The following is a 7,811-nucleotide window of genomic DNA, read 5'->3' as shown; positions in this document are numbered from 1 at the left end:
GCGGGCGCGTGCGCGCCTTGCGGCGGGACGAGCGCGGCGCCTCGCGACGGCGCAGGCGCGGCGCTTCTCGTGGACGGTTTTCTCGGCATGGCGCGACCTTTCTCAACTTCTGCCTTGCATGTACCTCAGGTGGTACACATAAGCTCACGCTCGCATCATATCATGTCCTTCGTCAGAAACGCAGCGGAAAGGAAGCAACCATGGTCACTACTCTCGCACCTGCGCGCACCTCGCGCGCCTTATGCCTGGTCAAAGGCACGACGGTGGCAGGAACGCGTCACGTGGCGGGCGTGAGGGACCTGGTGGGCGGCTTGCAGGCGGGCTCGCGCCTCGCCTTCGAGCGCGACCGCGACAACCTCTACGACGAGTGGGCGGTGCGCGTGCTCGACGGCGCGCGCAACCGCATCGGGTACGTCTCGTGCGAGTGCAACGAGGTGGTGGCGCGCCTGATGGACGGCGGGAAGCACGTGTTCGGCGTGTTCGAGGGCGCGAGCCAGGTGGAGAGCTGGACGCGCGTGGAGATGGGGGTGTATCTCGATGACTAGCGCTGCTGCCTGCACGCTGGCGCCCTATGCGGTGCAGCCCTACCGCGCCCGCCGTGCGAGCCACCTGAGCGCCGCCGAGCGCCTCTCGGCGGCGATGTTCGGCTCGCCGAGCGCGCGACGCGCCAACGGCGGCGCGCAGACGAGCTTCATGCCGCGCGCCTTGCGCACGAGGGCGTGGCGCGCCCGCCGCGCGAGCACGCCGGTGTTCGAGGTGGACCGCAAGGGCGCCGAGGCGTCCGAGCGCCTCCCGCGCATCTGGGTGACCGAGCCCGCCTTTGACGAGCGGACGGGCGCGTATCTGGGGCGCGCGTACGTGGGCGTGTACCCCTGCGACTCTGACCGCGGCGGCTGGCGTGCGCTTGAGCTGGCCGAACGCTACTGCGGCGAGGCGCGCGGGTGCGAGGGCGCCGCGGCCGAGATCCTGCGCACCGAGTGCTTCCGCGCGGCGGAGATCCTGTACCTGCACGCGGCGCAGCGCGGCAACGTGGAGGCGTGCGCGAAGCTCGGCCTGCTGTACCTGGGTGACCTGCGCGACGCCGCGCGTTGGAAGGGGCTGCTCGAGCAGCGCGCCCGCCACGCGGCCTGCGCCGCGCCGGAGGAGCGGGCGTTCGCGTGGCTCATGCAGGCGGCGCTGCGCGGGCACGCCGAGGCGTGCTGCGCCCTCGGGGACCTGCTGGTCGAGGGTCGCGGCTGCGCGGTTGACCTGCCGCGCGCCTACCGGTTCTACCGCCGCGCGTTCGACGCGGCTGCGCACAAGGGCGCCTCGGCGCGCGCGCAGGCGGGCGCGGCGGCGCTGCGCCTGGCGCGCTGCCACGAGCTCGGCCTTGGCTGCGCGCATGGCTTCGACGTGGCGCTCTCGTGGTGCCGCATGGCCGCCGACCTGCTCGGCCAGGCGGTGGAGGACGGCAGCTGGCGCTACAAGCGGCAGCTGCACGAGGCGAGGACGGGCGTCCGCCGCATGCGCCAGGAGACCAGCGGGGCGTACTGAGCGCGCGCCGGGCGCGGGTGCGGCGGCGCGGGCTGCCGGGCGCGGGCTGGCTGGTGGACGGCGGTGCGTTTCGGGCGGCGCGTCTCGGCGAACCACTATAATGGCTAGGCGTGATCGTTGAACGAGGAGGGTTTCGTGGAGGAGCTTCGCACGCGGGTTTACCTGCATCCCAGCTTTGACGCCGCCTTGGCGGCGCGCAAGGCATGCGCTCGCGCGAGCGACGCGTGCTCCCTGGGCGCCACCTTCACCACGCCCGAGGCGTTCGTCGCTGACTTGTGGGAGGTCTGGGGCGATGCGCGGCGCATCGTGAGCGCGCAGGAGCGGCTCGTGGCGGTGCGCGCCGTGCTTGCCCGGCAGGGCGCGTTCGCGCGCACGCTGGGCACCGCGCGCCTGCTCGCGCGGTTCGTCGAGCGCTATGCGGGAACGCGCGAGCTCGACCAGGCGCTTCGCGGCACGTTCCCAAGTGAGGACGTCACGCCGCACGAGCGCGCCGTCCTCGACCTCGTGCGCGCGTACCAGGCGGCGCTCGACGCGCGCGGGCTCGTGGAGGCGGGGCAGGCGGCGCGCGTGCTGGGCGACGTACTGGCCGACGGGCTGGGTGCGGATGGCGAGCTGGGCGCGGCTGGCGTGGCGCATCGCATCACGTGCGCGCCCGGGCTTGACATGGCTCCTGCCGTGGAGCAGCTGCTCACGACGCTGGGATGGGCGCGCGAGGAGCACGCGGCGTTCGCCGTCCCCGCGCCTGACGAGGGGGTTGAGCCGGGGCTGCTCATCCCCGCCGGCGCCACGGCCACGCCCGCGGCCGTGCTCGACGAGACCATGCGCCTCGTGGGGGCAGCTGCCACGGCGCCTCGCGCGCTCGACGTGGTGGTGTGCGCGCCTGACCCGCGCGACCTCTACCGTGCGCTCGCGCCGCATCTGGCGGAGGCGGGGATCGCATGCGGCCTCACGTGCCGCGTCCCGTTCGGCGCCACGGCGCTCGGGCGCGCCTGGGCGAGCACGTGCGCGCTGGTCGAGGACGACGCGCGCTGGATCGCGGCAGCCACCGACTTCGCCTACGGGGCGTTCTCGGGCATGCGCGCCTTCGAGGCGCAGCGACTCAACGCTGAGCTGCGCAGAGACCGCCTGCTCACCTGCGCCGACGCGCGGGAGCGCCTGCGTGGCGCCTCACCTTTCTTCGCGCATTTCGAGACGCTCGCGCGTGGCGGCTTCGAGGAGGCCTGCCGTGCGCTCGACGCCGTCGAGGCGTGCGCGAAGGAGGCGGAGGGAAGCTCGCCGCTTGCCCGCCCCGAGGAGCGCGGCGCGCTGTCGGCCTTGCGCGGCCTGCTCGAGACGGCGCGCGACCTCGCTGCGGGGGACGCGTTCCCCGACGTGGTGCGCGACGTGGCCCCCACGCTGAGCGTGCCTCTCTCGACGCTCGCGCTCGCCGCGCCAAAGGGCGAGGGCAGGCAGCAGGCGCGCGATGGGCGGCAGGATGCGCCTCTGCGAGTCGCTCAGCTCGCATCCCCGCAGCCTGCCCAGCCCACGTCCCCGTCGTTCGCCCAAACTGCGTCCCCGCAGTCCGCGGCCGTCCTCTTCACGGGCCTGCCGACGCCGGGCTCGCTCGCGCCGAGGAGCGCCGACGCGGTCATCCTCGCCGACGTGACGGACGCGAGCTTTCCCGCCGCGCCGGGCGCAGACGCGCTCGACGCGCTTGCCCGCAAGCTCGGCCTGCCGACCCCTCCTGATCCGCTCGATGGGCAGCGCCGCGCTTTTGCGGCGGCCGCCTCGGCGGCGCGCAGGCGCTTCACCTGCGTGATGCCGCTGCGCAACGAGGCGCAGGAGGAGACGTACCCCGCCTTCGCGTTCGACGAGTACGTCGAGGCGCTCGCCGCCACCTGCGGGAGCGACGGCGAGCTGACCGAGGAGGGCAACGCCCTGCTCCCGGGCTTCCTCGCGCGCGCCGCGCGCCGCTTCGGCGAGGACGCGCTCGTGCGCGGCATGGGGCGCACGTTCGCCGCGCCCGAAGGCGCAGTCGAGCTCGCTCCCGCGCGCCGCGGCGTGCTCGAGACGCTCGACATGGCCGATCACCTGCCCTCGGTCGCGGAGGGCGCGCGTCGCCTGCCCGTGCTCTCGCCCTCGGCCATCGAGGCGTACCTGGGCTGCCCGTACCAGTGGTTCGTCACGCGCCGCATCCGCCTGAACGAGCTCGACGAGGGGTTCGGCGCGCTCGAGACGGGCTCGTTCGCGCACGCGGTCCTCGCCGCGTTCTACGATGCGCTCGCCGCACGCGGCTGCGCGCGCGTGCCGGCCGACGCCGTGGGCTGGCAGGAGGCGAGCATCTTGTTCGACGAGGTGTTCGCCGAGCAGGTCGCCGCGCAGCGCACCCAAGACCCCGCGGCTTCCTCGCGCCTCGTCGCGCGCGCCGAGGCCGAGGTGCTTGCGGTCGAGCGCCTGCGCGAGGTCCTGCGCGAGAGCGTGCGCCGGCAGGCGCGCTTCGCGCCGACCTACGCGGTTTGCGCCCATGAGCTTGAGATCAAGCCTGACCAGGGCGTTGACTACGCGGGTGCGCGCCTGAACGGCCGGGTTGACCGCGTCGACGTCGACGCGGCGGCGGGGCGCTACCTTGTGCTCGACTACAAGGGCTCGTCGGAGAGGCACGCGGCGGGCTTTCCCGACGACGCCGACCCGGCGGCCTTCGCGCTTCCGCGCAAGGTGCAGGCGCTCGTCTACGCCCAGGCGCTGCGCGGGCGCTTCGACGGCCTCGCGTGCGCGGGCGCGCTCTACCTCGGCTACCGCGCGAAGTCGGACGGCGCGTTCGCGGCGGGGTCGTTCGACGAGGCCGCGGGCGACTTGGGGGAGTTCGGGAAGGACTCCTCGCGCGTGCACATGAACTTCGCCCGCTTCCTCGACCTGGTGGAGGAGAAGATCGCCCCGCACGTGCGCGCGCTCATGGAGGGACGCATCGCGGCTGACCCCGCCTCCAAGGAGGCGTGCGCGCACTGCCCCGTCGCATCCTGTGAGAGGAGGCTCTCGTGAACCTTGATCGCTGCACGCCCGGGCAGCGTGAGATCGTGACCACGCTCGACGCGCCGCTTCTGGTGGCCGCGGGCGCCGGCTCGGGGAAGACCTTCACCCTCACGCAGCGCGTCGTGAACGCGCTCGTGCCAACGCAGGGAAAGGCGCCCTGCCTCGACTCGATCGACCAGGTGCTCGCCATCACGTTCACCAAGAAGGCGGCGAGCGAGCTCAAGGGGCGCATCAAGGCGCTGCTCGTGAGCGAGGGCCTGCACGACCAGGCGCTCGCCGTGGACGGTGCGTGGATCTCGACCATCCACGGCATGGCCGCGCGCATCCTGCGTGAGCACGCGCTCGAGCTCGGGCTCGACCCGGCGTTCGAGGTTCTGCCCGAAGCCGACGCCGAGCTTCTGCGCACGCAGGCGGTCGACGCGGTGGTGCGCCGCGCGCGGGAGTCGTCCGACCCGCTCGTGCGCGACCTCCTTGCAAGCGGCCTGCCGCTTTCCGACGAGGGCCGCGGCTCGAGCGTCACGAGCCAGGCGCTGCGCGTGCTGAGCCGCGTGGAGGCCATGTCCGAGGGGTTCGACGGCATCGCCCTGGCGCAGCCGCAGGCGCGCCCGGCTGACCTCATGCGCGCCCTCTACGAGCTCGGGCAGGACTTCCGCGCGACCGCCGCGGCGTGGGCGAAGCCGACGAAGACCGAGGCGCAGATGCTCGAGGCGCTCGAGCGCGCCCTCGAGGGCGCCCAAGCGTGGCTCTCAGACGCGCCGTCCGCGGCGTTTGACGACCCTGCCTTCGACGCGGAGGCGTTCCGCCGCGCCCTCTACGCCTTCCCGCCCACGTCGGCCCAGTTCCACGCGAAGAAGGACGACGCCGGCTTCTTCGCGAGCTACCGCAGCGAGTACGCGCGCCTGAGCGAGGAGGCCGAGGCGTGCTGCGCGTATCGCACCGCGCGCGCCCTCGTGAGCTTCGCCCGCCTGATCTCCGACGAGTTCTCCCGGCTCAAGGGGCCGTCGCGGCTCGACAACGCCGACCTGCTCGCGCAGTGCGCCCGCGCGCTCGCCACGCGCCCGGCGCTCGCGGAGCGCTACCGCCGCCAGTTCAAGCTCATCATGGTCGACGAGTTCCAGGACACCGACAAGCTCCAGGTCTCCCTCATCAGCGCGCTCGCCGCGCCGGGGCTCGCGAACGTGTGCACGGTCGGCGACGCCCAGCAGAGCATCTACCGCTTCCGCGGGGCTGACGTGAACGTGTTCTTCGCGTACCGCGACAGCCTGCGCCAAAAGAGCGCGGACGCGCGGTTCGTGTCGCTGCCGGACAACTTCCGCAGCCACGCCGACGTGCTCAAGCTCGTCGACGCGGTGTTCGCGCAGCAGCGCGTGTTCGGGCGCGAGTTTCTGCACCTCGAGCCGCGCGGGGCGGTGAACGCCGCGACCGACCCCGCCTTCGCCGACCATCCGCGCATCAGCTTTGACTTCGTGCACTACAAGGGCTCGACGTCGAAGGCGCGGGGCGTCTCGAAGGCCGAGGCGGTCGCCGCGGCCGCGCGCCACGTGGCGCAGCACTTCGCTCGCCTGCGCGAGCGCGGCGCGCGCGCAGGCGACATGGCGCTTCTGCTCGGCGGCATGGGAAACGCGGGCGTGTACGCGCGCGAGCTGCGCCGCGTCGGGCTCGAGAGCGTGATCGCGGGCGGGTCGGTGTTCGCGTCCTCGCAGGAGGCCCAGCTCGTCGCCAGCCTGCTGCGCGTCGCGGTCAACGGGAGCGACGAGCCGGCGCTGTTCTCCGTGCTCACCTCGCCGCTGTTCGCCCTCGCCGACGACGTGCTGCTCGCGCTCGCCACCGCGCGCGACGAGGCGGGGGAGGTGCGCCCGCGCTCCCTCTCGCGCGGCTTCGCCGACGCGCGCGAGGGAGCGGTTTCGGGCCTTGCGCCTGGTGACGAGCAGGCGCTCGCGATGGCGCGCGCGCATTTGGGGCGGTTCGCGGCGCGGGCGCGCAAGGGGGGCGCCACCGAGGCGCTGCGCCGTCTCTTCGCGGAGACGGGCCTGCTCGACCGCTTGGAGGACGCGGGCGCGCCCGGCTTGGCCGCGGCGGGGAACCTCGCCAAGGCGCTCAGCCTGGTGCGCGGCTTCGAGGGCGCGTGCTCGGGCGTGTCGTCGGTCTGCCTCGCGTACGCCGACCACCTGCGCTGCGCGAAGGAGGCGCCCGGCGCGCTCGCCACGGTGGAGTTCGACTTCGTGCGCATCATGACGGTGCACGCCTCGAAGGGCCTCGAGTTCCCGCACGTGGCCGTCGCCGACCTGGGATCGGGCGTGGCGTCGCGCGAGTCGCTCGTGGTGGAGAACGTCGGGGAGCGCACCTACGTCGCCGCGAGCGCGCCGGCCGCGGGGGAGTGCGAGAAGGTCATCACGAAGCTGCGCGGCTTCGAGCGCGAGGACGCGCTCTGCGAGGACGCCGCGGCGGCACGCACGCCGGGGGAGCTCTTCAGCGCGCTCTCCGCCTACGCGCGCTCCCAGTTGTTCGCCGAGGCGCAGCGGCTGCTCTACGTGGCGCTCACGCGCGCGAGCCGCTCGCTGCTCTTGAGCGGCGTGTTCAGGTCGAAGCCCCAGGACGGCTACGAGAAGGCGGGCATCTACGGCGATCTGCATGCGGCGCTCGGATGGGACGTCGCGTCCGAGAAGTCGGTCAGCTTGGTCGACTACGGGGGGAGCGCGCCCGCCCGCGTGACGCTCGAGTACCTCACCGTGCCTGACGGAGGAGAAGATTCTGGTGGGGAAGGCGTTGCCGCGAGTGAGGATGCCCTTGCGAGTGGGGGCGTTGTTGCGAGCGAAAGTACCTCTGCGAGCGAGGGCGTTGCCGGCGGCGGGGCGGACGCTCCTGCCGGCGACAGCGCCCCCGCTGGTGAAGAGGATGCGAAGCCTGCGGCCTTCCGCGTGCCCGAGCGTCCGGCGCTGCGCATGCCCTCTGCCGCGCCCCATGCGTTCGGGCGCGAGGACGTGCGCTCCTACTCCTCGCTTGAGCACGACCCGCTGCCCTGGGAGCTGCTCGACCGCGCCGCGCAGCTCGGGGAGGCGCCCGCCGCCGCGCAGGGCGATCCCGCCGCCGCATCCGCCGCGCCCGCCGCCGCGCAAGATGTCGCCGCGCGCGTCGTGGAGGACGACGACGCCACGGCCCTCGGCACGGCGTTCCACCGCCTCGCGCAGCGCATGGTGCTCGAGGCGGCGGCGCGCCCGGCGCCGCGCGCGCGCGTGAAGCCCGCGCGCGAGGCCGTGCGCGCACAGGCG

At 73.8% G+C, this 7,811-nt stretch carries 4 protein-coding genes; all 4 read left to right on the top strand.

What is annotated here, in order from left to right; translation table 11 throughout:
• Positions 1-200: 200 nt before the first annotated feature.
• Positions 201-545 (top strand): HIRAN domain-containing protein, encoded by a 345-nt coding sequence (locus tag HRL41_RS11220; RefSeq protein WP_165170336.1) that lies wholly within the window; start codon positions 201-203, stop codon positions 543-545.
• Complete coding sequence (locus tag HRL41_RS11215; RefSeq protein WP_172137101.1) at positions 538-1,533, top strand: tetratricopeptide repeat protein; 996 nt, start codon at positions 538-540, stop codon at positions 1,531-1,533. Before HRL41_RS11220 ends, HRL41_RS11215 begins: the two co-directional genes overlap by 8 nt.
• Before the next feature lie 135 nt (positions 1,534-1,668).
• Complete coding sequence (locus HRL41_RS12520; protein ID WP_172137100.1) at positions 1,669-4,551, top strand: PD-(D/E)XK nuclease family protein; 2,883 nt, start codon at positions 1,669-1,671, stop codon at positions 4,549-4,551.
• Positions 4,548-7,811 (top strand): UvrD-helicase domain-containing protein (locus tag HRL41_RS12515; RefSeq protein ID WP_172137099.1); only part of this gene is annotated, 3,264 nt, incomplete at its 3' end. The genes HRL41_RS12520 and HRL41_RS12515, both read left to right, overlap by 4 nt.

Source organism: Adlercreutzia sp. ZJ473 (assembly GCF_013185065.1).
In the GTDB taxonomy this organism is placed as follows: Bacteria; Actinomycetota; Coriobacteriia; order Coriobacteriales; family Eggerthellaceae; genus CAAEEV01.
The sequence above is the reverse complement of the archived record's forward strand: the minus strand, read 5'-3'. Positions and strand labels throughout refer to the sequence as shown.

Bases quoted from the DNA above. Each gene is read 5' to 3' on its own strand.
- HRL41_RS11220 (WP_165170336.1), top strand. From the start codon at position 201: ATGGTCACTACTCTCGCACCTGCGCGCACCTCGCGCGCCTTATGCCTG.
- HRL41_RS11215 (WP_172137101.1), top strand. From the start codon at position 538: ATGACTAGCGCTGCTGCCTGCACGCTGGCGCCCTATGCGGTGCAGCCC.